The sequence below is a fragment of the Sandarakinorhabdus limnophila DSM 17366 genome (assembly GCF_945882885.1).
Taxonomy (GTDB): Bacteria; Pseudomonadota; Alphaproteobacteria; order Sphingomonadales; family Sphingomonadaceae; genus Sandarakinorhabdus; species Sandarakinorhabdus limnophila_A.
In genome coordinates this window covers 24,285-48,561 of record NZ_CAMCWT010000016.1, presented here as the reverse complement: position 1 = coordinate 48,561, position 24,277 = coordinate 24,285, and the positions used below count along the sequence as shown (strand labels likewise).

Sequence of the window (24,277 nt, the reverse complement as noted above, 5' to 3'; positions counted from 1 at the left end):
CGCCTGGGCGGCAGCTACACCTTCCAGCGTGCGCGTGATGCCAACAGCGGCACTTCGTCGGTGGCCTTCTCCAACTACGTCAACGCCGCTGCCGGCATCGATCCCAACAATGCCGCTTATGGCATCTCCAGCTATCAGCGTGATGATGCCTATCGCCTGATGGCCAGCTATGACTTCAACATGTTCGGGGACAACAACACCCGGATCGAGCTGTTCTTCAACAGCCAGGCTGGTCAGCGCTTCAGCTACACGATGGCGGATCAGGCGTCGGGCAGCAACCGCTCGGCCGTGTTCGGTGTCACCGGCACCAACAACCGCTATCTGATGTATGTGCCGAACGTCAGCTCGGCCACGGCTGATCCGCGTGTTGTGTATGCGACGGGCTTCGATTTTGCCGGCTTCCAGAACGTCGTGCAGAACTCGGAACTCAACCGCTATCAGGGTGGGATCGCGCCGAAGAACATCGGCAAGACGCCGCGCTACAACCGTCTCGACCTCGCCTTCCGCCAGGAAGTGCCGTTCGTGTTTGGCGGCAAGATCGAGCTGAGCGCCGACATCGAGAACTTCCTGAACCTGCTGAACAAGGATTGGGGCACCATCCGCCAGGTGGCCTTCCCGGGCTACGGCACGCTGGTCAACGTGACCTGCTCCACCCCGGCTTGCACGGCGTATCAGTTCGCCAACCGGAGCGGGACCACCGTGACGGCGCCGGTACAGGGTGTGAACCTCAACGGTTCGCTGTGGGCGCTGCGTCTGGGTGCCCGCGTGAAGTTCTGATCGCAGCGGGGCGGGTGGATAGCGCAGCTATCCACCGACTCCGGCAAGATCGGCCAGCGAAAGAGAAAGGGCGGCCCCGACGGGCCGCCCTTTTTCTGTTCGTCTGACGGCGCGGCTTTGCCGCGCTCTTTCTTCTTCTTGCCTTCAGCGCCGCCGCCCGCGTGCCTTAATATCCTTCCCGCTTCTCCAGATTCCGTTCCACGTCTGCCCGTGTCAGCCACAGTGACCGGAACCGCTTTTCGCTGAGCAGGTTTAATTGATCGCTGCGGTGCGCCGTGCCGGGCTGGCTGCTGTTGCCATAGCTCATGGTGGCGATGGCCTTCATCGGCGTGGTGAACTGGATGAGGTTGACCCAGGTTTCGCCGGCTTCGGGCGTGCGGCTCCCGTCCTTCCAGGGCCACCAACTGATGGTGCGGAAGAGGCCAAGGCCGCCTTCGCCGCCGTGGCCAGGGAAGGTGATGTTTTCCCCCGCGCTGAAACGCGAAACGTCGCCATAGCGGGGATCAAGGCGGCCGTGGCGGGCTGTCACGGCCTGTGCGGCCGCTTTCAGCATGGCGGTGGCGGCCGCATTGTCCTTGATGCCAGATGGCGTGTTCACCGGATCGTCCAGGGTCCAGCGGTGAGCATAGTTGGCCTGATCGTTCAAATTGGGCCCGGCGAAGCGCGTGGCCCATTCCTCGAACAGGATGGCGGAGCGGCTGTCTGGTTCAAACCGATTGTCCCATCCTGTCAGCAGGTCGCGCGCGGCGGCAATGTCCGGGTCCGGGCTGTTGGCGGCGGCAGCCAGAAGGGCTGGTTTCATGCGTTCCGCCATCAGGCTGGTGGTGGTGAGCTTACGGCGCTGGAACTCGGCGAAGGACAATTTGTCTGTACCAGCCAGCAGCCGGGCCGACATTTGCGCACGCAGGCTGGTCGGCTGGGGCGGGGCGACGTACGCAGGATAGTTCCTGGGATCGATCACGCGCGGCAGGCTGTTCACCCATGGCGTGTCGTTGGCGTTCTGGACGAAACCACCCGGCGGATCGAGCGCCTTAGGCAGGCTTTCATAGGGCTCGATCTCGGTGGAGATCAGGTCGCCGCGGTTGCCGGGGACGATGCCCGCCCAGAAGGCGTGCGTCCCGCCCGTCTTGTGGTGGGGCAGGATGCCGTTCGAAATGTGGAACACATGGCCGGCGCGATCAGCATAGACGATGTTGAAGCTGGGGATCTGCACCCGTTTCAGGGCTGATTCAAAGCCGGCGAAATCCTGCGCCTTGCCCATGTCGAGATAGGCCTGCAGCACGCCGGGGCGATCGAGGCCGGCGATGCGCACGGCAATCGGCTTGCCGTCCACATCGAACACCGGGCCGTGCACGCTGTGGCGCTGGATGAAGCTCTCGCGCTTCAGGCTGCCGTCGCTCTGGCGGATCAGCAGCGATTTGGTGACGCGGCGATAGGCCATCACCTTGCCGTCAAGGCGATAGCCGCCGGGCGCTTCCTCCAGCGCAAAGCGCGTCGCACCCAGCATGTTGTTGACGGTGTTGGTGAAGCCCAGGTTGTTGTTGAAGGCAAAGCGCAGCACCGGCAGACCGACCTGCGTTGCGCCATAGACGCTGTAGCCCGGCGCGGTGATCTGCGCCTCGTAGTAGGTGAGCAGCGACGGCGCCCACGGCAGGTGTGGATTGGCCAGCAGCATTGCTGCGCCATCGCTCGTGCGCTGCGGCGCGACGGCCCAACCGTTGGAACCGCCGGCATCACCGTTCCCGTCATCGCCAATACCGGTTGGCTTGAAGGCGGCAGGCGGCGTGAGCATGCGGCCCATCGGGGCGACATAGAGAAACTGCATCAGCCGATGGGCATGGGCCATCACATCGACACCGGTGATGGGCAGCACGCGTTTGAGTTCGGCCGGCACATGATCCGGGTGGGCGGCGAGATAGGCGTTGATGCCGGCAGCGAAGCCATCGAGATTGGCGCGCATCTGGGGCGTTTGCGCCTTGTACCACGCCTTGCTGCGTTCCGGCGCGTCATGGGCGATCAGGTAGCGATCGAGCGGGGCGTGTTCCGCTCCCCAATATTCCGCCGCCCGCGCCCGGCTTTCGCCGTACATCCTGAGCAGGATATTGCCGTGGCTGGCCGCCTGCGCCCAGCCGAAGCCCTTGAAGGCGCCGGCTTCGCTATCGGCATAGATGTGGGGAACGCCGTAACTGTCCCACAACACTTCATCGGCCAAAGAAGGCGCGGCAATGGCGGCAGTCGAGGCCAGCAGGCAGGCAGCAAGCAGAGCGATTTTCATGTGTGTCCTGTCGTTTTCCCAAGGCAGATTGCGGACGCTAGCAAGGGCACACTGGCCTGAACAGTGAGGAAGCAGACATGACTATCAGCTTTGATGAATGGCGCGCACGCTCGCCGTTCTATGATGAAACCCACGAGGCCGTGGCGCAATCGGTGCGCAAGTTCATGGCCGCCGAAGTGCTGCCCAACATCGACAAGTGGGAAGCCGATGGCGAACTGCCGCGCGAACTGCACAAGAAGGCGGCGCAGGCCGGCATCTTGGGCTTGAACTATCCGGAAGAATATGGCGGCCATAGCGAAGGCTTCGATGTTTTCCACGGGCTCACCCAGACGGAAGAAATGTCTGCGGCCGGCGCTGGCGGGCTGGGCGCCAGCCTGATGACGCACGGGATCGGCCTGCCGCCGATCCTGGCGCTGGGTTCGGACGAGATGAAGCGCCGCATCGCGCCGCCCGTGCTGGCTGGCGAGAAATTGATCAGCCTGGCCATAACGGAGCCCTCCGGGGGCTCAGACGTGGCGCAACTGAAGACCCGCGCCGAGAAAGTGGGCAACAAATATGTGGTGAATGGGCAGAAGATGTTCATCACCACCGGCATGCGCGCCGATTACATGACGGTGGCGGTGCGCACCGGCGGGCCGGGGATGAAGGGCATTTCGCTGATGCTGATCGAAACCGATCGGCCGGGCGTGAGCCGCACAAGGCTCGACAAGATGGGCTGGCGCTGTTCGGACACCGCCGCCGTTTATTTCGACAATGTCGAAGTGCCGCCGGAAAACATGATCGGGCCGGAAAATGGCGGCTTCATCGGCATCATGCGCAATTTCAACAGTGAACGGCTGGGCATGGCGCATGGCTGCTGTTCGATGGCGCGGGTGGCGCTGAAAGAGGCGATGGATTGGGCCCAGCAGCGCGAGACGTTCGGCAAGAAACTGGGCGCGCATCAATCGATCCGCATCAAGCTGGCCGATTGCGCCCGCCAGATTCAGGCAACGCAGGCCTGGGTCGATCTGTGTGCGCATCAGCATCGTTCGGGGACGGGTGTGCCGGCCGATTACGCCATGCTGAAGGTGCAGGCGACGCGCATGCTGGAACATGTCGTGCGCGAGGCCGCGCAAGTGCTGGGCGGCGCCAGTTACATCACGGGATCCAAGATCGAGCGCATCTATCGCGAGGTGCGGGTGAACGCGATCGGCGGCGGTTCGGAAGAGATCATGCTCGATCTGGCCGGGCGGCAGATGGGGCTGGGTTAAGGGTTACACCAATCGCAGCTGGCGGGGCTGGCGGCTGTCACGCCATCGGGGCGCGGGCGGGTTTCGCGGTGGTGGCAGACGGTGCAGCCATCGATGATGGCCATCACGCCCTGCGTGGGTTGATTGCACGAGGAGCAGGGCAGGCCGCGCAGCAGATCGACCTGGCCCCAGCCGGGGGCGCCGCAATCCGGGCACAGGGCGGCCAGTCGCGCCGCCAGCCGGCCGGCAAGGCTGCGGATCGCTGCCATGCGGGTGGGGTTCATGTGGGCGCGCATGTCGGTTTCCAGCCGGTTGCCGGGCCAGGCCAAGGGCGAAAGCGTGGCCATGTCCTGCACGCCGGTGGCTAGTACGTCGCCATCGGGCCCCTTCACCACCAGCGCGTGGTACGGAAAGCCGACGCGCGTGAGGAAGGCGGCGATATCGGTGCCGGCGCTCACCTCATGCTGGGCGAAATTGGTGCGGCGCGAGACAGCGGAAAGGGTGAGTTCGAGGCCGCGCGGTGCGTCGATGAAGGCCAGGGTCTCCACGCCGCCGGCGCCGAACGGCAGCCATGGGTGCGGGCCGAAACTGCCTTCGCTGGCCAAGCCCAGATCAAGCCCGGCGGCGGCCATCCCGGCCCGCGCCTTCGCCAATGCCGCTTCGGCTGCGGTGCCGGTGCGCGAGGTGGTGCCGGTGAAGGTGCCGAACGCATCGGTATCGATGGCGGCAGGTTCAATAATCAGTCCCAGCCGGCGCGCCAATGGTGGCGCCAGCGCGCGCAGCTTTCCGTGCTGTGTGGCCAGCACGACGCGACGGCCTTCGTAAGGATGCTCAGGCAACGAAGCGCCAGTCCAGCACCTCGCCGGCGTGGAAGGGCACGATTTCGGTGCCAGCAGCCGGGATGCGGGGTGGCACGGGCGTTGCGACCCTTTCCAGCGTGATGAAATCCTGATTCAGCGGCAGGCCATAGAAGCGCGGGCCATGCTCGCTGGCAAAGCCTTCCAGCCGGTCCAGCGCGCCTTCTTCCTCGAACACGCGCGCATAGGATTCGATGGCGAAGGGTGCGCAGTAGATGCCGGCACAGCCGCAATCGCTCTCCTTGGTCTCCACGGCGTGCGGTGCGCTATCGGTCCCGAGGAAGAATTTCGGATCGCCGCCGGTGGCCGCCTGGCGCAGCGCCTGACGATGCACTTCGCGCTTGGCCACCGGCAGGCAATAGAAATGCGGGCGCATGCCGCCTTCAAACATGGCGTTGCGGTTGATGGCCAGGTGGTGCGGCGTGATGGTGGCGGCGATGTTGGGGCCGGAATCGCGCACGAAATCCACCGCATCCTTGGTGGTGATATGTTCGAACACGATCTTCAGCGCCGGGAAATCGGCGACGACGCCTTTCAGGATGCGATCGATGAACACCGCCTCGCGGTCGAAGATGTCGACTGTGTGATCGGTCATCTCGCCGTGGATGAGCAGCGGCATGCCGATGCGCTGCATCGCTTCCAGGGCCGGATAGATGTGGCGCACATCGGTGACGCCATGGGCGCTGTTGGTGGTGGCGTGGGCCGGATAAAGCTTGGCGGCGGTGAAGATGCCTTGCGCATGGCCGCGCACCAGTTCGTCCGAATCGATGCCATCGACCAGATAGCAGGTCATCAGCGGCTCGAATTTCAGGCCCGGCGAAACGGCGGCGCGAATGCGGTCCCGATAGGCAGCGGCAGCGGCAGCGGTCGTCACCGGCGGTTTCAGATTTGGCATCACGATGGCACGGGCGAACTGGCGCGCGGTGGCATCGGCCACGGCGGCCAGCATCTGGCCATCACGCAGGTGAACATGCCAATCATCGGGGCGGCGCAGGGTGAGCGATGCTGTCATGCGCCGCCTGTTACGCCGTTCATTGGTTGGCGAAAAGCCCCTCGGAACCGGCTCACTCCGGAATCATGCGTAAAGCCTTGGACCGGGCAGCGGCGTAAAAAGGGCATCGGCGGCATTCTGGCTGGCATCGGCCGCCGAACCTGGCGCCATCGAGACATGGCCGGCCGCCAGCGCCGGGCCGTCGTTGAGGCCGTCGCCAACCATCAGTACGCGGCGGCCGTTGGCGGCGAGCGACTTGATCGCCGCTAGCTTATCAGCGGGGTTGAGGCCACCTTCGCCGGTGACACCCAGCGCCCGCGCGACCGCCGCGACCGGTTCGGGGCGATCGCCGGAGAGGATACGGGCGGGCAGGCCCAGATGGGCCAGTTCGGCGATGGTGGCAGCGGCGGCCGGGCGCAGCGGATCGGCAAAGCGCAGCAGGATTTCCGGCGCCGCGCCGATCGAGAGAGCGGCAGCCATCATGTCACCGTCATCGCTGGCGGGGCGGCCAAGCCGCACGACTTGCCATGCCATTGGCCGCTTAGGCCTTCACCGGGCGTTTCCGTGACCAGTGTCACCCGTTGCGGCACGGTGCCGGCGCCGGTGAGGGCGGTGCGCAGGGCTTCAGAGAGTGAGTGGCGGCTGCACTGGGCGAGAGCCAGCGCGATGCCGGCTTGTGTTGCGTCCAGCATCGACAGGTCAACGGGTTCGGGCGACCCAAGCGTGAGGGTGCCGGTCTTGTCGAATACGGCGGCGTCCGCTTCGGCGAGCCGTTCGAGCGCGCTGCCGTCCTTCACCAGCACGCCGGCCTTCATCAGCGCGCCGGTGGCGACAATATGGGCGGCAGGCACGGCGAGGCCATGTGCACCGCAAAGGCGGTGTCTTGCGCTTGGGCCATGCCAAACAGCGCGATGATCATGGCCAGAAACAGGCCGCCTGATTTTGCCAGGGTCGCCGGCATGGTGTTGCCCCCTAATGGTTATTGCAGCTTTGGCCCTTTTGGCGCGCCGTGTTGCGCTGCGAAAATACGGGCAAGCCCTATTAGGTATTGCAACGGAGGGCGTTTTTTCCCAGTCTGGCAGCAGAACAACAAAAGGCCTGTGCAGTGCAGCAGGCCGGGGGCGTACATGCATCAACTGGCAATTGTTCATGACCATCCGGATGGGTTTCAGCCGCTGTTTGCCGCGCTGTCCCGGGCCGGGATCGATTATCTGCCGGTGCACACCGCCGGCCACGGCTTTGATCCCATTGGTGGCCAGCCGCCGGCGCCGGTGATCTTCAACCGCATCGCCATGAGCTCGGCCCGCCACGGCGTGCATCACCCGGTCTATTACGCCATGGCGCTGCTCGATCATTGGGCCGGGCAGGGGGCGCTGGTGCTGAACGGCGCCGATGCCATGGCGATCGATGCCAGCAAGGCGCGGCAGCTGGCGCTGATCAACCGGCTGGGGCTGGCGGCGCCGGCAACGCGCGTGGTGCACGACACAGCGGCGCTGCTGGCGGCGGCCACGACTATCGGCTTTCCGGTGGTGGTGAAAGCGGATGTGAGCGGTGCCGGATCGGGCGTCACCCGCTTCGATGATCGTGCTGCATTGGCGCATGCCGCCGAAGCTGGCCTGTTGCCGCCATCGGCCAACGGTGTGTGGCTGTGCCAGGCGCTGGTCAAACCGCGCGATGGCACCACCACTCGGATCGAGGTTCTGGGTGGCCGCTACCTTTATGGGGTCGATGTTGCCGCTGCCGAGGATGCGCTGATGCTCGCCAGCCCTGATGACCGGCTGCAGCGCCTGGCCCAGCGCCGCCGCCGTCGTGCCGAACCCCCGCCCAATCTGACTGCCGCGGCCGAAATGCTGGCGCGTGAGGCCGGCATGGAGGTGTGCAGCATCGAATATATGATTGACGATGTGTGCGGCACACCGCGCTTCCACGATATCAACGGCCTGTCGCCCTTCGTGGAAAATCCGATGGATGTGCTGGGTTGGGATCCGCACGATCGGCTGGTGGAACGGTTGTGGCATCATATCCGCCGTATGGGTGGATGAAGGCAATCGCGGGTTGCACCGTAACAAATGCCAACCTATGCCCTGCGGCGCGAAAGGATCTACCCATGAACCGCACCTCTGCCGCCATCAACCGCATCCAGCCATCGCCCACCATCGCGGTGACCAACAAGGCGGCCGAGTTAAAGCGTCAGGGCCGCGACATCATCGGGCTGGGCGCTGGCGAGCCGGATTTCGACACGCCGGATTTCGTCAAGGAGGCAGCTATCGCTGCTATCCACGCCAACCAGACCAAATATACGGGGGTGGATGGCACGCCCGAATGCAAGGCCGCGGTGCAGGCCAAGTTCAAGCGCGACAACAACCTCGATTACGGACTTGACCAGATCAGCATCAATTCCGGCGGCAAGCACACGATTTTCAACGCCTTGCTGGCCACGCTCGATCCGGGCGATGAAGTGGTGATTCCGGCGCCGTATTGGGTGTCTTATCCCGATATCGTGCTGCTCGCCGGTGCCACCCCGGTGGTGATCCAGTGCGGCGTCGAGCAGGGCTTCAAGCTCTCCCCCGCACAGCTGGAAGCGGCGATCACGCCCAAAACCCGCTGGTTCATCTTCAACTCCCCGTCCAACCCCACCGGCGCGGCGTACACCCGCACGGAACTGAAGGCGCTGGCCGACGTGCTGATGCGCCATCCGCAGGTGCTGGTGCTGGCCGACGACATGTACGAACATATCGTCTATGACGATTTCGATTTCGGCACCCTGGCCGAGATCGAACCCGGCCTGTACGACCGCACGCTCACCGTCAATGGCGCCTCCAAGGCCTATGCCATGACCGGCTGGCGCATCGGCTTTGCCGGCGGTCCGGCGTGGATCATCAAGGCGATGGCCAAGCTGCAATCGCAGAGCACCTCCAACCCCTGCTCCATCTCCATGGCCGCCACGGTGGCGGCGCTGAACGGTGATCAGAGCTTCCTTGCCGAGCGCAACGCCGCCTTCCAGCGCCGCCGCGATCTGGTGGTGTCCATGCTGAACCAGACGCCCGGCCTGATCTGCCCGCGCCCGGAAGGCGCCTTCTACGTCTATCCTGATTGCTCGGGGCTGATCGGCAAGACGACGCCCACCGGCACCGTGCTGATCAACGATGAAGAAGTCGCGGCCTACTTCCTCGAAACCGAAGGTGTTGCCGTTGTCCATGGCGCGGCGTTCGGCGGCTCGCCGGCCTTCCGCATCAGCTATGCGACGTCAGACGCGGTGCTGGAAGAAGCCTGCAAGCGCATCCAGCGCGCGGTGGGCAATCTGCGCTGAGAATGCGCATCGCGCTGTTTGAGCCGGAAATTGCCGGCAATGTCGGCGCCGTCCTGCGCCTCGGCGCCTGCCTGGACGTGCCCGTCGATCTGATCGAACCGCTCGGTTTCCTGTGGGACGATGCCCGCGTCCGCCGCACGGCGATGGACTATATCGATCACGTCGCGATCACCCGCCACGCCGACTGGCCCGCCTTTCACGCCAGCATTGGTGCCGCGCGGTTGGTGCTGCTTACTACCAAGGGCAGCGTTTCGGCCTATGATTTCGTCTTCCGCCCCGACGACGTGCTGCTGTTCGGCAAGGAAAGCGCCGGTGCGCCACCGCATGTCCACGCCGCCTGCGAGGGCCGCATCCGCCTGCCGATGAAACGCGACGTGCGCTCGCTGAACCTCGCCATGTCGGCCGGGCTGGCGGTGGGGGAGGCCCTGCGGCAGACGGGCGGGCTGCCGGGGTAGGAGAAAGGGGCCTCCGGCGGGCAGGGACGCAGTCCCTGCACCCGTATGTTTTCGCGTTCGCTGGACGGCGGGACCGTGCCCCCAGTCGGTGGAATCAGCGGTTAAGGGTCGGCACAAGAAAGCGTCCCAACCTCACCCAATAAGTCCGTAGCTCATTTTCCATCGGCGCGAAGTCCGGCGAGTGGATGTAACGCTGCAAGCTTGCGACTGATATGAACTGGTCGTTGAGCCTTATTCGCTCTAGCTCCTCGAAGTAGGCGCGGTCGATGATTTGCCGCTCAAGAAGGCTGGCCGCAACGCGGGTGCAGGGACTGAGTCCCTGCCCGCCAATGACGATCCCGAAAAGATCGATTACGTCACCTATGTCACCGCGCACGAGGTCGCCCACCAATATTGGGGCCACCAGATCATCAGCGCGGAGATGCAGGGCGGCACGTTGTTCGTGGAGACCATGGCGCATTATTCGGCGCTGATGGTGATGAAACAGCTCTATGGCGAGGACAAGATCCGCCGCTTCTTGAAGTACGAGCTGGACAATTATCTGCGCAACCGCGGCGGCGAGATCATCGAGGAACTGCCGCTGAACCGGGTCGAGAACCAGGGCTATATCCATTACCGCAAGGGTAGCCTGGTGATGTATCTTCTGGCTGACCGGCTGGGCGAGGATCGGGTCAACGCCATGCTGGCTGGCATCCTTGCGGCCCACAAGTTCAAGGGCGCGCCCTATCTCACCTCCACCACGCTGGTGGATGGCTACAAGTCGCTGGCCCGAAATGACGCCGAACGGCAGCTGGTGAGCGACCTGTTCGAGCGCATCACCCTGTATGATCTGAAGGCGACGGCGGCGACGACCCGGAAACTGGCCGATGGCCGCTGGGAAACGCGGCTGACGGTGGACGCCGCCAAGCTCTATGCCGATGGCAAGGGCGTGGAAAAGGCGGCGCCGCTGGCCGACACGATCGACGTTGGCCTTTTCACCGCCAAGCCGGGGCAGGGGGCGTTCAGCCGGACCGATGTGCTGGCGATGACGCTGCTGCCGGTGCAATCGGGCAAACAGGTGCTGGTGCTGATCAGCAAGGCCAAGCCGGCCTTTGCCGGGATCGATCCCTACAACAAATATGTCGACCGCAATTCGGACGACAATCTGGTGGATGTCAGCTGATCCGTTGTTCCCATAGTGGGAAGAGCGGCCCGGTGCCGAAGCCCGCGCGGTCGATGCTGTAGAAGAGGTGGATGACCGGCCCGGTGGACAGTTGGGCGGTCGTCTGCCGGTCGGTCAGCGTCGCACCGATCCGTTCAATGGCGGTGCGACTGCGAATGTTGGTTTCGCCGATCAGGAAGATCACCCGTTCCACGCTCTGCAGCGCGTGGCCGACCATGAGTGCCTTCATGATGTGATTGGTGCGGCTGCCCCAGTGGCGGCGCACCAGGAAGGTCCAGCCCACTTCCACTTCACCGGCTTCGGCTCGGCCCAAGTCAAAGCGCGAGGAACCGATGAGGACGCCGGTTGCCGGTTCTGCGGCGACCAGCATGCCGCCGCTGGCCAGGCCATCGTCGAAGAAGGCGCGGAACACCGGTTCCTGCCAGCGATCATGCGCCGGGTGGCCTTCCCAGATGCCGGGATCATGGGCGGCGGCAAACAGCGCCGGCCAGTCGTCTGCGGTGGCGGGGCGCAACGTGACGGCGGGATGGGTGAGGGTGGGCTGGCGGTTCAGCATGGGAGCCTCAGTGTGGCAGGAGGACAAAGCGCGCGCTGGCATAGATGACCACGCCGATGCAACCCCCGATCAGCGTGCCGTTGATGCGGATGAACTGCAGATCGCGGCCAACCGCCTGTTCCACCTTGTCGGTGACGGTATCGGCATCCCAGCTGCGCACGGTTTCGGAAACCAGCTTCACGATCTCGTCGCCATGGGTCTTGGCCAGCCCGGCAACCGCGCGGCGCAGGGCGGTGTTCAGCCCCGCCTTCAACGCGTCGTCACCTTCGATGCGGTTGCCAAGCGCCATCAGCGCATCGCCCAGCCGGTTCTCGCCGGGTTGTTTCAGGCTGCTGGCCAGCGCGCCGCGCGCGGCATCCCACAGGCCCTGCACCCAACTGCCCATCGCCTGATTGGCGAGTAGATCATCCTTGAAGCCTTCGACGCGCGCCTGGGATTCGGGGAAGTGGCGCAAATCGAACGTCCATTGCTTGAACGCCTCCACCAGACGCTGGCGCACCGTGTGCCAGGGATCATGCTTGATCTCCACCAGCAGCCGCTGCACCGAACTGATCATCGTGTCCGACAGGCTTTCATCGGCGCCGGCGAGGCGCAGCAGCCAGTTGGTGCGCTCTGTCACCTTGCCGCGAATATTGGGGGCTTCGTCAACGATGGTCGCCAGCCCCCATTCGACAGCGGCATCGATCAGCAGTTCGTGGCGGCCACCCGCCACCAGCGTGTCCACCGCATCGGCAACGATGGGTGACAGCTGCATCGATTGCAGCCGGCCGCGGGCCAGATCTTCCACCGCCTTGGCGATTGAGGGATCATCCAGCCCGTCGATCAACTGGCCAACCAGTGGCGCAAGGCCCTTCTTGCGGTTCGGGCCTTCCGCAGGCGGTGCCGCCAGCCAGCGCGCCAGCACGCCGGCCAGATCGGCATCATCCAGCCGGCGGGCAACGACCTGGGGTTTCAGGAAATTGTCTTTCAGGAACTGGGCCAGGGTTCCGCCCAGCCGGTCCTTCTGTTGCGGGATGATGGCGGTGTGCGGGATCGGCAGACCCAGCGGATGACGGAACAGCGCGGTGACGGCGAACCAGTCGGCAAGGCCGCCCACCATCGCCGCTTCACTGAACGCCATCACCCACGGCACAGACGGATGCGCCTTGGAAAACATCAGGCAGACGATGAAAATCACGGCCATCGCTGCCAGCAGCAGCGTCGCCATCAGGCGCATCCGGTGAAAGGGCGATTCCGGCAGCAGGCTGTTCAGGGCGTGATCACTCCGCAGGCGTTGCGCCGGGAAGCTTAGCAGCCCCTTCGTTGTTGGTGAACCACCGCTTCATGCGCGGCGCCAGCCATTCTTCCACCGAAACGGCGATGGAGAAGCCGGCGGGCACGATGATCAGGGTGAGAGCGGTCGAAACAATCAGGCCGCCGATCACCACGATGCCCATCGGTGCGCGCCAGGAACCGTCACCACCCAGCGCCAGCGCCACCGGCATCATGCCCGCTACCATGGCGACCGTGGTCATCACGATCGGCTGCACGCGCCTGTGGCCGGCCTCAAGGATCGCTTCCAGTTTTGGAACGCCCTTCTCCATTTCTTCGATGGCCATGTCGACCAGAAGGATGGAGTTCTTGGCGACAATGCCGAGCAGCATCAGCAGGCCGATAAACACCGGCATGGAGATGGCATTGCCGGTGAGCCCAAGGGCGATCAGGCCACCCAGCGGCGCCAGCAACAGCGACATCATGTTGACGAACGGCGGCAACACCCGCTTGTACAGCAACACCAGCACGGCAAACACCATCACCACACCGGCGATCACCGCCAGGATGAAGTTTGACACGAGTTCGCCCAACCACTTCTGCATGCCCAGCTGCACCTTTTCGACGCCAGGCGGCAGGTTCTTCAGGCTGGGCAGCAGGTTCACTTTGGTCTGCACATCGCCAGACAGCAGGCCTGGGGCAAGATCGGCACCCATCAGGATGCGGCGCTGCTGGTTGAAGCGGCGGATTTCGGTGGGGCCGGTTCCAAAGCTGATTTCGGCGACCACCTTCAGTGGCACGGTGCCGCCGCGCGCGGTGGGCACCGGCAGGTTTTCGATCGTGGAAAGATTGCGCCGCGAGGATTCGGCCAGTGCGACACGGATCGGGATCTGGCGATCCGCGACGCTGAACTTGGCGACATTCTGATCGATATCGCCCAGCGTGGCGATGCGGATGGTTTCCGACAGCGCAGCCGTGGTCACACCCAGTTCGGCGGCAAGATCAAGCCGCGGCTTGATGGTGATTTCCGGCCGTTGCAGGCCGCCATCGATCCGGGCCTGGCGCAGTTCTGGCATCGCGCGCATTTCTTCCACCACCTTGCGGGCGGTGCTTTCGAGCAGGATGGGATCATTGCCGGTGAGTGTGACACTGATCGGGCGGCCGCCGGGCGGGCCATCGCCCTGGGCTGAAAAGCCGATTCGGGCATCGGGAATGGCGGCCAGCTTGGGCGCCATTGCACGTTCCCAATCGATGCGGTGCATCGTCCGGCTTTTCTTCAGCGTGAGATAGATGTTGCCGCCGCCGACATCGACATCGGCAAAGGCCAGCGCCAGATCGGGCGAGCTTTCCAGCACGGCCACAGCCTTTTCAACGATGGCTTCGGTTTGTGGCAGCGTGACGCCAGGCGGAAGGGAGATGGTCACTTGAGCGTCGTCATTGTCGACGTCGGGCTGGAAGGTCATCGGCAGGGTGGCAAACAACACGATCGTCAGCCCCAGCGCGACGCCGCCAATGCCGAACACGGTCTTCATGCGGTTGGCCAGCGCCCAGTTCAGGATACCCATATAGACATCGACCCACTTGCCGGTGCCATGTTCGGCCTGGCCCTCGCTCTTCAGGAAGAAGGCGGCGAGCATCGGCGTGATGAGGCGGGCGACGGCAAGGCTGATCAGGACGGAGACCGCAACGGTTGCGCCGAAATTCTTGAAGAACTGGCCAGAAATGCCGGGCATCAGCGCCACCGGCAGGAACACCGCGACAATCGACATGGTGGTGGCAACGACGGCCAGGCCGATCTCGTCGGCCGCGTCCATGCTGGCCTGCCAGGCGGATTTGCCCATGCGCATGTGGCGCACGATGTTTTCGATCTCCACAATGGCATCGTCAACCAGCACGCCCGCCACCAGGCTGAGCGCGAGCAGCGAAAGCTGGTTGAGGCTGAAGCCCAGCCAGACATCGAGGAACCAGAAGGTGGGAATGGCAGAAAGAGGGATGGCCAGTGCCGAGATCACTGTGGCGCGCCAATCGCGCAGGAACAGCCACACCACCAGCACGGCGAGGATCGCGCCTTCGATCATCGCGTCGATAGCGCCGTGATACTGGTTCTTGGTATATTCCACCGAGGTGAATTCCAGCTTGAACGAAACCTTGGGATACTGCGTGCGCAGGGCATCGATTTCCTTCACCGCCGCATCATACACCGTGACGTCGGACGAGCCCTTGGCCTTGGCCATCGAGAAGCTGAGCACCTGGCGGCCATTAAGCTTGGAAATGCTGCGCTGCTCTGCATAGCCGTCGCGTACATCGGCGATATCGGCAAGTCGGATGCTGCGCCCCTGGCCAAGATTGATCTGGGTTTCGCCGAGGCCCACGGCGTTGCGGGCATTGCCCATCACGCGAACCGATTGTTCGGCGCCGGCGATTTCGGCGCGGCCACCGGCGGCATTCAGGTTCACCTGACGCAGCTGGGCGTTCACCTGGCTTGCCGTGACGCCATAGGCCTGCATGCGATCGGGATCGAGGATCACCCGGATTTCGCGGCTGACCCCACCCGAACGGCGCACCTGAGCCATGCCGGGGATGCCCAGCAGGCGCTTGGCCACGGTGTTGTCGACGAACCAGCTGAGTTCTTCCAGGGTCATCGCCGTGGATTCAACCGCGAAATAGGCAATCGGCCCGCCGGCAATGTCGAGCCGGCTCACCTGCGGCTGCAGGATGCCCTGCGGCAGATCGGAACGGATATTGGCAATAGCGTCGCGCACATCGTTAACGGCGCGATCAATCGGCGTGCCGATGGCAAACTGCACCATGGTGCGGCTGCTGCCTTCGGAAACCGTGCTGTTCACTTCATCGACACCGGTGATGTTGCGCACCGCCGCTTCAACCCGCTGCGTGACCTGGTTTTCCAGCTCTTCCGGGGCAGCGCCCGGCTGCGCCACCATGATCATCGCGCCCGGGAATTCGATATCGGGCTGGTTGTTGATGTCCATCGCCCGGAACGAAAGGATGCCGGCCAGCATCAGCAGTGCGAACAGCACCAGCGGCGGTACCGGGTTCTTGATCGACCAGGCGGAAATATTGCGCATTGTGGGCGTGTCCTGTCGAAATCAGCGCGTGGCGGGTGCGGCCAGCACCGGCTTGATCGTATCGCCCGGCTTCAGGAAGGCGCCGGCACTGGCCACCACCCGTTCCGCGCCGGTGAGGCCCGAAGCAACACCGACGCCGGCATCGCTGATCGCGCCCACTTCGATGCTGCGGCGCTCCACCTTGTTGTCTTTGCCCAGTACATAGACGAAATTGCCGTTCGCATCTGCCAGTACCGCGGATTGCGGCAGCAGCGGCCGCGTGGTTTCGCCGCCTTCGATGCGGGCGCGGGCAAAGGCGCCAACCCGCAGGCCGGGCGTATGTTCAAGTTGGATGCGCACGATGCCCTGGCGATTGGCCGGATCGATCACCGGATCGATCAGCCACACCTTGCCCTTGAAGCCTTCGGTCGCGCCCACCGGAGTGACGACAGCAGACATGCCTACCTTCAGCCGGGCGAGATCCTGTTCGGCGACCTGGGCGCGCATTTCCAGCGCATTGCCTTCGGCCAAGCGGAACAGTGCGCCGGTGCCGGGGCCGACCACCTGGCCGGTTTCGACATTGCGCGACAGGATCAGGCCAGCAGCCGGCGACCGCACGTCAAGTCGGTCAGCCCGTTCGCGGGCCGCACCCAACTGGGCGCGGGCCACGCCAACGCGGGCCTGTGCGCCATCGCGGGTGGCAAGGCGTTGATCGATGTCGGCACGGCTGATGAAGCCCTTGGCCACCAGGCTTTCGGCGCGGGCCAGATTGGCCTGCGCCAGCCGGGCTTCGGCTTCGGCCTGGCGAACGCTGGCAGAAAGCTGGGCGATTTCCTGGGTTTGCACCTGGCGATCGATCTGGGCCAGCACCTGGCCGGCGCCAACGCGCTGGCCGGGTTCCACCGTCACGCGCACCACGCGACCACCTTCGCCCTGCACACCCACGGCGGCATCGCGCTTGGCGGCAATGCTGCCAGGCGCGGTGATCGCATCAGCAAGCATGGTCGTGCCCGGCACCAGCACGGTCACTTCCGGCAGGTTGCTTGCGGGCGCGGCCGGCGGTGCCGCAGCGGGGCCGAACGCCTGCCACGCAGCCGCCCCAGCCAGCGCGACAGCCAGCGCGATCAGGCCCGGCTTCAGCCAGCGGTTGCGCTTTGACGGCGTGTCGCCTTCGGTCGGCGGAAAGGAATAGACCTCAGCCGCAGCTGGCGAGGGGACGGACTGGTGGGCGTTCATGAACATAGTTCCTCTGCGTTGGTGTATTATCGAAATACATCACCGCATGCAAGATGCTTTCATAGAGCAAGTCTATGGCAGCAAAAAGACAAATTTGAGTGCTACTCGACGCTATTTCGCCGCACGGAATGGGGGCAAAAAATAGCAGGGGTGACGGCGACGGCCAGTCGCGGCATCATGCCGGCACCGCGAACCAGGAGCTGATCCATGCGCTTGTCTGCCGTTCTGCTGCTCTTGCTGGCTGTCTCCGCTCCCGTCGCTGCTCAGGATCGGACGCAAGTGCCGCCACCTGGTCTGCCGCCATTGCCCGCTGACGGCCCCATGCGCTTGATGCTGCAACGCACCGCCCCGATGCCAGCCATGCTCACCGTCAACGCCAGTGCCGATGTGGCCCGGGCGCCGGACCAGCTGCGGATGACGGCCGGCGTGCTCACCACTTCGGCCACGGCGGCCGAGGCGATGGCCGCCAACGCGGCCCGCATGAACGATGTGCTGGCGGCTCTGAAAGCCGCCGGCGTCGCCGATCGCGACGTGCAGACCACCGGGCTCAGCCTCAATCCGCAATATCGTTACGAACCGAACCAGTCGCCGATCCTCACTGGTTACCAGGCCCGCAACAGCATCAGCCTGCGCACCCTGAAGTTGGGCGATGCCGGCAAGCTGATCGACGTGGCGATCAAAGCCGGCGCCAACGAGGTGCAGGGGCCGGAGTTCACCTTGGCCAATCCGGACGCCGCGCTGGATGATGCGCGCACCGCGGCGGTTGCCAAGGCCCGGGCCCGGGCGGAGCTTTATGCCAAGGCTGCCGGCCTGAGAGTGAAGCGCATTGCCAGCATCAGCGAAGGCGCCGGCGCTCCGGAACCCGGCCCGCGGCCGATGATGCGCATGGCGATGGCCGAAGTCGGCGCCGCGCCGACGGTGCAGCCGGGTGAATTGTCATTGTCCGCGCAGGTGACGATCAGCTTTGAGCTGGAAGGCCAGCCATGACGGCCTTCACGCCCAGCTTCACCCGGGGCTTGCACGAAATCGGCGACGGCCTGTTCGCCTGGCTGCAGCCCGATGGCGGCTGGGGCTGGTCCAACGCCGGGCTGATCGTGGAAGGGCGGCCCGGTGACGGCGCGGCGGCGCTGGTGGACACATTGTTCGACACCCAGCTGACTGCCGAGATGCTGGCCGGCATGGAGCGCGCGACGGGCTTTGGCGCGGCGAGCATCGGCCAGGTGGTCAACACCCATGCCAATGGCGATCACACCCACGGCAATCATCTGCTGGAAAAGGCGGACATCATCGCGTCGGAAGCGTCGGCGCGCGAGATGGAGGCGTTTTCACCGGCATTGCTAGCGCAGTTGAAGGCGGCAGGCGCGGCCGGGCAGATGGGGGTGGCCGGTCGCTATTTCGCCGAGGTGTTTGCGCCGTTCGATTTTGCCGGCGTGCAGGAACGCACGCCGACCCGCACCTTCTGTGGCCAGACCCAACTGGACGTGGGCGGCCGTGCGGTTGACCTGATTGAAGTTGGCCCTGCGCACACCGCCGGCGATGTGCTGGTGCATGTGCCGCAAGCCAAGGCGGTGTTCACCGGCGACATATTGTTCATCGAAGGCACGCCGATCATGTGGGCCGGGCCGGTATCGAACTGGATCGCCGCCTGCAACCGCATCATTGCCATGGATGTGGATGTCATCGTGCCGGGTCACGGCCCCCTCACCGACAAGGCTGGTGTGCGCGAGGTGGCGGATTATCTCGCCTATATCGACAGCGAAGCCCGCACCCGTCACGCCGCCGGCCTGTCGGCCGAGGACGCCGCGCGCGACATCGGGCTGGGCCGTTATGCGACGTGGAAGGACGCCGAACGCATCGCGGTCAATGTCGACACGCTGTATCGCGAGTATAACAACGACCCGACGCCGCCCGATGCCATCCGCCTGTTCGGGCTGATGGGGCAGATCTACTACGACAGGCGGTAGGCGCTGCGATCAGGCAGCCGTCACCCCGCCATCGATCACGAAATTCTGCCCCGTCGTGAAGGCTCCGGCCTTGCCAGCCAGAAACACGGCCATGCCGGCAATTTCATCCGGCACGCCGATGCGCTTCAGCGGCGCGGTGGCGGTGGAGCGCTTCAGGGTTTCGGCATCATCCCACAACGCCTTGGCAAAATCGGTCTTGATCAGGCCGGGCGCGATGCAGTTCACGCGCACATTGTCGGGACCATATTCACAGGCGAGGTTGCGGGCGAGCTGCATGTCGGCCGCCTTCGAGATGCAATAGGCACCGATGATGGTGCTGCCGCGCAGGCCGCCGATGCTGCTGACGATGGTGATGGTGCCATCCCTGCGGGCACGCATCGCCGGGGCCACCATGCTGATCAGCCAGTGGTTCGAAACGATGTTGTTCTGCAGGATCTTGGTGAAGGCTTCATCAGAAATGCCGCCCTGCGGGCCATAATAGGGGTTGCTGGCGGCGTTGCAGACCAGGTGATCGATCTGGCCCCATTTGGCGACGGTGGCATCAACCAGCGCCTGCAGGCTTTCCTTACTGGCAATATTGGCCGGCACGCTGATGGCGGCTTCGCGGCCGACGGCGGCGTTGATCTCGTCCCGTGCGGCTTCGCAGGCATCCGCCTTGCGGCTGGAGATCACCACGTAGGCGCCATGTTCGGCCATGCGGTGGGCAATGGCCTTGCCGATGCCGCGGCTGGAACCGGTGATGAGGGCGGTCTGCCCGGTCAGATCAAAAAGTGCCGGAAGGGCCATGGCGAAGTCTCCCCAGTGGTTGTTTGACGCAATCTAGGCCGCTGCTGCACCATCTGTCCACGCGCTAAGAGTGACAGGGTGGTGACAGCCTGCCATCAAACGCCATGACCGAATCATCTCCCGCAAAGCTGAGCTCCAACGGCGTGCGCGCCACCATCCTGTCGTGCCTGTTTTTTGCCGGCTTTGGCGCTTTGATCCCGCATCTGCCGACCTGGCTGGATGCGGTGCAGGGCTTCACCGGCGTGCAGATCAGCCTGGTGCTCACGGTTGGTGGCTTGTCGCGAATTGTGGTCGGGCCGCTCACTGCCGCCTGGGCCGCAGGCCAAAGCGACAAGCGCGCGCCGCTGTTTCTGTTCGCCTTCCTGCTTAGCGCTGGTTTTGGTGCGCTCTGGTTCGTTGAAGGCTTCTGGCCGGTGTTTGTCATCATCCTGCTGATGGATGTCGGCTTCTGGGGCCTGCTGCCGGCCGTGGAGGCAGCCTTGATCCGGCTGACGAAATCGGGGCTGCCGCACTACGGCTTCGCGCGTGGCCTGGCGTCGGCAGCGTTCATTGTCGGTTCGTCCAGTGTGGGCGCGCTGGTGACGGATTTCGGGCCGTGGGCGATCTGGGCATGGCTGCTGGGCGTGTCGATTGCGCTGATCGGTGCGGCGTTCGTGATGCAGAAGGAGCCCGTGCGGGGCAATGAGGAAGGCGATTTCCTTGGCCGCCTGAAGGAAGGCGTGGGCCTTCTAAAGAACCGCCGCTTTGCGCTGCTGATCTTCGCCGCCGGCATCTTGCAGGCCACGCACGGCTATTTCTACGGCTTTGGCGTGCTGATCTGGACCAAGGATCAGGCGATTTCACAGACGGTGGCGGGTAATCTCTGGTCGGTCGGGGTGGCGGTGGAAGTGCTGTTCCTGATGTTCCTTGGCGGCTGGTCGAGCAAATTTGCTTCGGAAACCCTGATCCTGGTGGGCGCCGTCGCCTGCATCATCCGCTGGACGGCGATGGCCTTCCTGCCGCCGGAATGGGCGCTGTGGCCGCTGCAGGTGCTGCACGCCGGCACCTTTGCGGCGGTGTTCCTGGGCGCGATGCGGCTGGTCAACCAGATGATGGGCGACGAACAGACGGCGACGGCGCAGATGATCTACATGGCGCTTGCCTCGGCCCCGGCGCAGGCCTTTACCACCTTCGTTTCCGGTTATCTTTATGATGCGCTGGTGGCCGATGGCGATGCCGCGCTGGGCTATCTGGCGATGACCGGGGTGAGTGTCTTGGGGCTGGTGCTGGCGCTGATGTTGTGGGTGACGCGGGCGAAGCCGAACGCACAACTGGCGCCTGCCTAACTGCGCAATTCCTGTTCCGGCTGGCTGGCATATTGCGGCAGCGGAATGGCGGCGGCAGCAGCGCGCAGGGCGTTGCTCCAGCGGTTGTTGAGTTCGCTGTAATATTCATCATCCACCTCGATCGGGTGGATCAGCTCCAGATCGGAAACGCCGCTGCGGATGGTGGCGATATCGACGGGCAGGCCCACGGCCAGGTTTGATCGCATGGTGGCAGAGAAGCTGATCAGCGCGATCTTCAGGGCTTCCGCCATCGGTGTTTCATAGGTGAGCATGCGATCGAGCACCGGCTTGCCATATTTGGTCTCGCCAATCTGCAGGAATGGCGTGTCGGACTCGCCCCTGCACCCGTTTGTTTTTGGGCGGCCCCTGCAGTGTGCGCCTGCCATCCTGTTTTGAAAGAGCCAACAAGACCTCGCCACACGTGCGGGCCATTTCACTTTGTGCATTTTATTTGACAGTTTTGACGCATTTCGCCGGTTTCACCACGCCCATATCAACAATTGACCGGTGACGCCGGGCCGGGAAGGTCGCATAGTCAGCCGACGGCATGGGTCCGTTCAGGAGACAGACGATGGCCAAGGGTCAGGCAAAATCCAACAAGGAAGTCCGCAAGCCCAAGAAGGAAGCCCCCAAGAAGGTGATCCAGGCCAACCCTTCGACCAAGTGAATTTCCCCTTCACTGCTGATTGGTCTGTCGGTGGTTTCGGCGCGGTGATGAAACTGATCGGCGGCGCACCAGACTGAAAGCGCGCCGCCTTGCTGCCGTGCGGTTACCGCAGGCTGACAATGCCCAATTTGTCTTCCTTCGCCCGCGCCTTCACCGATTCCTCACTGCGGGTCAGCGCCTTGGCGATGGCCCGCAGCGGCATGCCCTTCTTCGCCAGCGTGTGCAGTTTCTGCACTTCATCGCTCGTCCACGCCTGCTTGTGCCGCTCGAACTTCTCGCCCACCGCGCACACTCCCCTGCCCAAATCACCACTGCGCTGAAAATGCCGAACGCACGGCCGCTATCGCTGCATCACCGCCGCCAGCGCGGGCGTCAACTTCGTTCTTCGCGGCAGGCAGGGGTGACCACTGCACCCGTTTGTTTTCGGGCAGCCCTTGGCCTCCAAAAAGCCCTGTCATGCTGGCGCAGGCCAGCATTCACTGCAGGGCAGGGGGCACTCCTGCTGGCCGGAGGTCTCCTTTTACTCCGCCGCCGGGAGATAAATCTCCCCGCCCTTGGCCCTGAACTCGGCGCTCTTTTCCGCCATGCCGGCTTCCAGCATTTCGGCGCTGTTCTGTTTGGCGGCGTAGTCGCGCACGTCCTGCGTGATCTTCATCGAACAGAACTTCGGCCCGCACATGGAGCAGAAGTGCGCCACTTTGGCGCCTTCGGCCGGAAGCGTCTCGTCGTGATAGGCCAGAGCGGTTTCCGGGTCCAAACTCAGGTTGAACTGGTCGCGCCAGCGGAAATCGAAGCGGGCGCGGCTCAGCGCGTCGTCGCGCAGTTGGGCGGCCGGGTGGCCCTTGGCCAGGTCAGCTGCGTGGGCGGCGAGTTTGTAGGTAATGACGCCGACTTTCACGTCGTCCCGATCGGGCAGGCCGAGATGTTCCTTGGGCGTGACGTAGCAGAGCATCGCGCAGCCGAACCAGCCGATCATGGCGGCGCCGATGCCGCTGGTGATATGATCGTAACCGGGGGCGATGTCGGTGGTGAGCGGCCCCAGCGTGTAGAAGGGGGCTTCGCCGCATTCTTCCAACTGCTTTTCCATGTTCACCTTGATCTTGTGCATCGGCACGTGGCCGGGGCCTTCGATCATCACCTGGCAATCATGTTCCCAGGCGATCTGGGTGAGTTCGCCCAGGGTCTCGAGTTCGGCAAACTGGGCGCGATCGTTCGCGTCCGCAATGGAGCCGGGGCGCAGGCCGTCACCCAGCGAGAAGCTCACATCATAGGCTCGCATGATCTCGCAGATCTCGCGGAAGTGGGTGTAGAGGAAGTTTTCCTTGTGGTGCGACAGGCACCATTTCGCCATGATCGAGCCGCCGCGTGAAACGATGCCGGTGACACGCTTGGCCGTGAGCGGCACATAGGCCAGGCGCACGCCGGCGTGGATGGTGAAATAATCGACGCCCTGTTCGGCCTGTTCGATCAGCGTGTCGCGATAGACTTCCCAGGTGAGATCTTCGGCGACGCCGTTCACCTTTTCCAGCGCCTGGTAGATCGGCACGGTGCCGATCGGTACGGGGCTGTTGCGCAGGATCCATTCGCGGGTGTTGTGGATGTTGCGGCCGGTGGACAGGTCCATGATGTTGTCCGCACCCCAGCGGGCGGCCCAGACCATCTTTTCGACTTCTTCCGCCACGGAGGACGCGACGGCGGAGTTGCCGATGTTGGCGTTGATCTTCACCAGGAAATTGCGGCCGATGATCATCGGTTCGGCTTCCGGGTGGTTGATGTTGGCCGGGATGATGGCACGGCCGCGGGCGATTTCGCTGCGCACGAATTCCGGCGTGACGTAATCGGGGATTTCGGCGCCGAAGGATTCACCGTCGCGGATCAGGCCATCACGCTGGGCGCGGCCGATGTTTTCGCGGATGGCGACATATTCCATTTCCGGCGTGATGATGCCGCGGCGGGCATAAGCGATCTGGGTGACGGCCTGGCCGGCTTTGGCGCGCAGCGGGTTCTTCACGACGTTGGGGAATTCGGCGACGTCGGCCTTGCCGCCGGGCACGTTGGCGACGCCATTGTCTTCGGGTTTCACTTCGCGGCCGGGATAGCGTTCCAGGTCGCCGCGGGCTTCCACCCAGGCGGTGCGCAAGGGGGGCAGGCCAGCGGCGATATCGATGGTGGTGGTGGCATCGGTGTAGGGGCCGGACGCGTCATAGATGCGCACCGGCGGCTCCGTGGCCGAGGGATCGAGCGCGACTTCGCGCATGGCGACGCGGATATCCGGGTGGATGGTGCCGGCGACATGGATCTTGCGGCTGCCCGGCAGCGGCCCGGTGGTGACCGGCATTTCCAGCTTGGAGTTGATATCGGCCATGGTCGT

Annotated in this window: 22 protein-coding genes and 1 pseudogene; 9 read left to right on the top strand and 14 right to left on the bottom strand. The window is 64.3% G+C overall.

The features are described 5' to 3' along the window. Window positions 1-777, top strand: a pseudogene (locus tag Q7O19_RS05465) (TonB-dependent receptor); the annotation flags it as partial. Window positions 778-943: 166 nt separating this feature from the next. Here the strand turns inward: Q7O19_RS05465 and Q7O19_RS05460 are convergent. Beyond that, window positions 944-3,052 (bottom strand): penicillin acylase family protein, encoded by a 2,109-nt coding sequence (locus Q7O19_RS05460; RefSeq protein WP_303809148.1) that lies wholly within the window; start codon window positions 3,050-3,052, stop codon window positions 944-946. 77 nt (window positions 3,053-3,129) lie between these two features. On the opposite strand from Q7O19_RS05460, the gene Q7O19_RS05455 reads away from it, so the two are divergent. After that, the gene (locus Q7O19_RS05455) at window positions 3,130-4,302 is read left to right on the top strand and encodes an acyl-CoA dehydrogenase family protein (protein ID WP_303809146.1); all 1,173 of its coding nucleotides are present in this window, start codon (window positions 3,130-3,132) and stop codon (window positions 4,300-4,302) included. Here the strand turns inward: Q7O19_RS05455 and Q7O19_RS05450 are convergent. The 5 genes from Q7O19_RS05450 to Q7O19_RS05430 all read right to left on the bottom strand — a co-directional run bounded on the left by Q7O19_RS05450 (window position 4,299) and on the right by Q7O19_RS05430 (window position 7,090). Further along, on the bottom strand, window positions 4,299-5,120 hold the full coding sequence (locus Q7O19_RS05450) for a DUF6671 family protein (protein ID WP_303809144.1): 822 nt from the start codon (window positions 5,118-5,120) through the stop codon (window positions 4,299-4,301). The genes Q7O19_RS05455 and Q7O19_RS05450 overlap by 4 nt on opposite strands. Beyond that, window positions 5,113-6,150: a dihydroorotase gene (gene pyrC, locus Q7O19_RS05445; protein WP_303809142.1), complete on the bottom strand. Its 1,038-nt coding sequence runs from the start codon at window positions 6,148-6,150 to the stop codon at window positions 5,113-5,115. Before pyrC ends, Q7O19_RS05450 begins: the two co-directional genes overlap by 8 nt. 63 nt (window positions 6,151-6,213) lie before the next feature. Next, window positions 6,214-6,612, bottom strand: coding sequence for an HAD-IC family P-type ATPase (locus Q7O19_RS05440; protein WP_303809141.1), 399 nt, complete (start codon window positions 6,610-6,612; stop codon window positions 6,214-6,216). Beyond that, a complete protein-coding gene (locus Q7O19_RS05435; RefSeq protein WP_303809140.1) occupies window positions 6,609-6,980 on the bottom strand; it encodes an HAD family hydrolase in 372 nt (123 codons plus the stop codon). Before Q7O19_RS05435 ends, Q7O19_RS05440 begins: the two co-directional genes overlap by 4 nt. After that, complete coding sequence (locus tag Q7O19_RS05430; protein ID WP_303809139.1) at window positions 6,944-7,090, bottom strand: hypothetical protein; 147 nt, start codon at window positions 7,088-7,090, stop codon at window positions 6,944-6,946. Before Q7O19_RS05430 ends, Q7O19_RS05435 begins: the two co-directional genes overlap by 37 nt. Before the next feature lie 166 nt (window positions 7,091-7,256). On the opposite strand from Q7O19_RS05430, the gene Q7O19_RS05425 reads away from it, so the two are divergent. From Q7O19_RS05425 to Q7O19_RS05410, 4 genes are all read left to right on the top strand, one after another. Continuing rightward, a complete protein-coding gene (locus Q7O19_RS05425; protein WP_303809138.1) occupies window positions 7,257-8,171 on the top strand; it encodes a RimK family alpha-L-glutamate ligase in 915 nt (304 codons plus the stop codon). 65 nt (window positions 8,172-8,236) lie between these two features. Continuing rightward, window positions 8,237-9,439 (top strand): pyridoxal phosphate-dependent aminotransferase, encoded by a 1,203-nt coding sequence (locus Q7O19_RS05420; RefSeq protein WP_022679164.1) that lies wholly within the window; start codon window positions 8,237-8,239, stop codon window positions 9,437-9,439. A 2-nt stretch (window positions 9,440-9,441) separates the two neighbouring features. Beyond that, window positions 9,442-9,894: a tRNA (cytidine(34)-2'-O)-methyltransferase gene (locus Q7O19_RS05415; RefSeq protein WP_022679163.1), complete on the top strand. Its 453-nt coding sequence runs from the start codon at window positions 9,442-9,444 to the stop codon at window positions 9,892-9,894. Between the two features lie 271 nt (window positions 9,895-10,165). Continuing rightward, on the top strand, window positions 10,166-11,056 hold the full coding sequence (locus Q7O19_RS05410; protein WP_303809137.1) for a M1 family aminopeptidase: 891 nt from the start codon (window positions 10,166-10,168) through the stop codon (window positions 11,054-11,056). Here the strand turns inward: Q7O19_RS05410 and Q7O19_RS05405 are convergent. The 4 genes from Q7O19_RS05405 to Q7O19_RS05390 are packed head-to-tail and all read right to left on the bottom strand — an operon-like array spanning window position 11,049 to window position 17,164. Then, a complete protein-coding gene (locus Q7O19_RS05405; RefSeq protein WP_303809135.1) occupies window positions 11,049-11,612 on the bottom strand; it encodes a GNAT family N-acetyltransferase in 564 nt (187 codons plus the stop codon). The two genes, Q7O19_RS05410 and Q7O19_RS05405, sit on opposite strands and share 8 nt — an antisense overlap. Window positions 11,613-11,619: 7 nt before the next feature. Next, on the bottom strand, window positions 11,620-12,819 hold the full coding sequence (locus tag Q7O19_RS05400; RefSeq protein ID WP_303809133.1) for a DUF445 domain-containing protein: 1,200 nt from the start codon (window positions 12,817-12,819) through the stop codon (window positions 11,620-11,622). A gap of 52 nt (window positions 12,820-12,871) precedes the next feature. Beyond that, a complete protein-coding gene (locus Q7O19_RS05395) occupies window positions 12,872-15,949 on the bottom strand; it encodes an efflux RND transporter permease subunit (protein WP_303809131.1) in 3,078 nt (1,025 codons plus the stop codon). Window positions 15,950-15,970: 21 nt separating this feature from the next. Continuing rightward, window positions 15,971-17,164: an efflux RND transporter periplasmic adaptor subunit gene (locus Q7O19_RS05390; protein ID WP_303809129.1), complete on the bottom strand. Its 1,194-nt coding sequence runs from the start codon at window positions 17,162-17,164 to the stop codon at window positions 15,971-15,973. A 330-nt stretch (window positions 17,165-17,494) separates the two neighbouring features. On the opposite strand from Q7O19_RS05390, the gene Q7O19_RS05385 reads away from it, so the two are divergent. Next, complete coding sequence (locus tag Q7O19_RS05385; RefSeq protein WP_303809127.1) at window positions 17,495-18,151, top strand: SIMPL domain-containing protein; 657 nt, start codon at window positions 17,495-17,497, stop codon at window positions 18,149-18,151. Further along, window positions 18,148-19,128 carry an MBL fold metallo-hydrolase gene (locus Q7O19_RS05380; RefSeq protein WP_303809125.1) on the top strand — a complete coding sequence of 327 codons (981 nt, stop codon included), beginning with the start codon at window positions 18,148-18,150 and terminating at the stop codon, window positions 19,126-19,128. The genes Q7O19_RS05385 and Q7O19_RS05380 overlap by 4 nt, the downstream gene beginning before the upstream one ends. Before the next feature lie 9 nt (window positions 19,129-19,137). Here Q7O19_RS05380 and Q7O19_RS05375 read toward each other — a convergent pair whose 3' ends face one another. Beyond that, window positions 19,138-19,914, bottom strand: coding sequence for an SDR family NAD(P)-dependent oxidoreductase (locus Q7O19_RS05375; protein ID WP_303809123.1), 777 nt, complete (start codon window positions 19,912-19,914; stop codon window positions 19,138-19,140). Window positions 19,915-20,018: 104 nt separating this feature from the next. On the opposite strand from Q7O19_RS05375, the gene Q7O19_RS05370 reads away from it, so the two are divergent. Then, window positions 20,019-21,239: an MFS transporter gene (locus Q7O19_RS05370; RefSeq protein WP_303809121.1), complete on the top strand. Its 1,221-nt coding sequence runs from the start codon at window positions 20,019-20,021 to the stop codon at window positions 21,237-21,239. Here Q7O19_RS05370 and Q7O19_RS05365 read toward each other — a convergent pair. The 3 genes from Q7O19_RS05365 to thiC all read right to left on the bottom strand — a co-directional run bounded on the left by Q7O19_RS05365 (window position 21,236) and on the right by thiC (window position 24,271). Then, complete coding sequence (locus Q7O19_RS05365) at window positions 21,236-21,523, bottom strand: hypothetical protein (protein WP_303809119.1); 288 nt, start codon at window positions 21,521-21,523, stop codon at window positions 21,236-21,238. The genes Q7O19_RS05370 and Q7O19_RS05365 overlap by 4 nt on opposite strands. Window positions 21,524-22,009: 486 nt before the next feature. After that, window positions 22,010-22,189 (bottom strand): hypothetical protein, encoded by a 180-nt coding sequence (locus tag Q7O19_RS05360; protein ID WP_029131171.1) that lies wholly within the window; start codon window positions 22,187-22,189, stop codon window positions 22,010-22,012. Window positions 22,190-22,426: 237 nt separating this feature from the next. Beyond that, complete coding sequence (gene thiC, locus Q7O19_RS05355; protein WP_303809118.1) at window positions 22,427-24,271, bottom strand: phosphomethylpyrimidine synthase ThiC; 1,845 nt, start codon at window positions 24,269-24,271, stop codon at window positions 22,427-22,429. Window positions 24,272-24,277 lie beyond the last annotated feature (6 nt).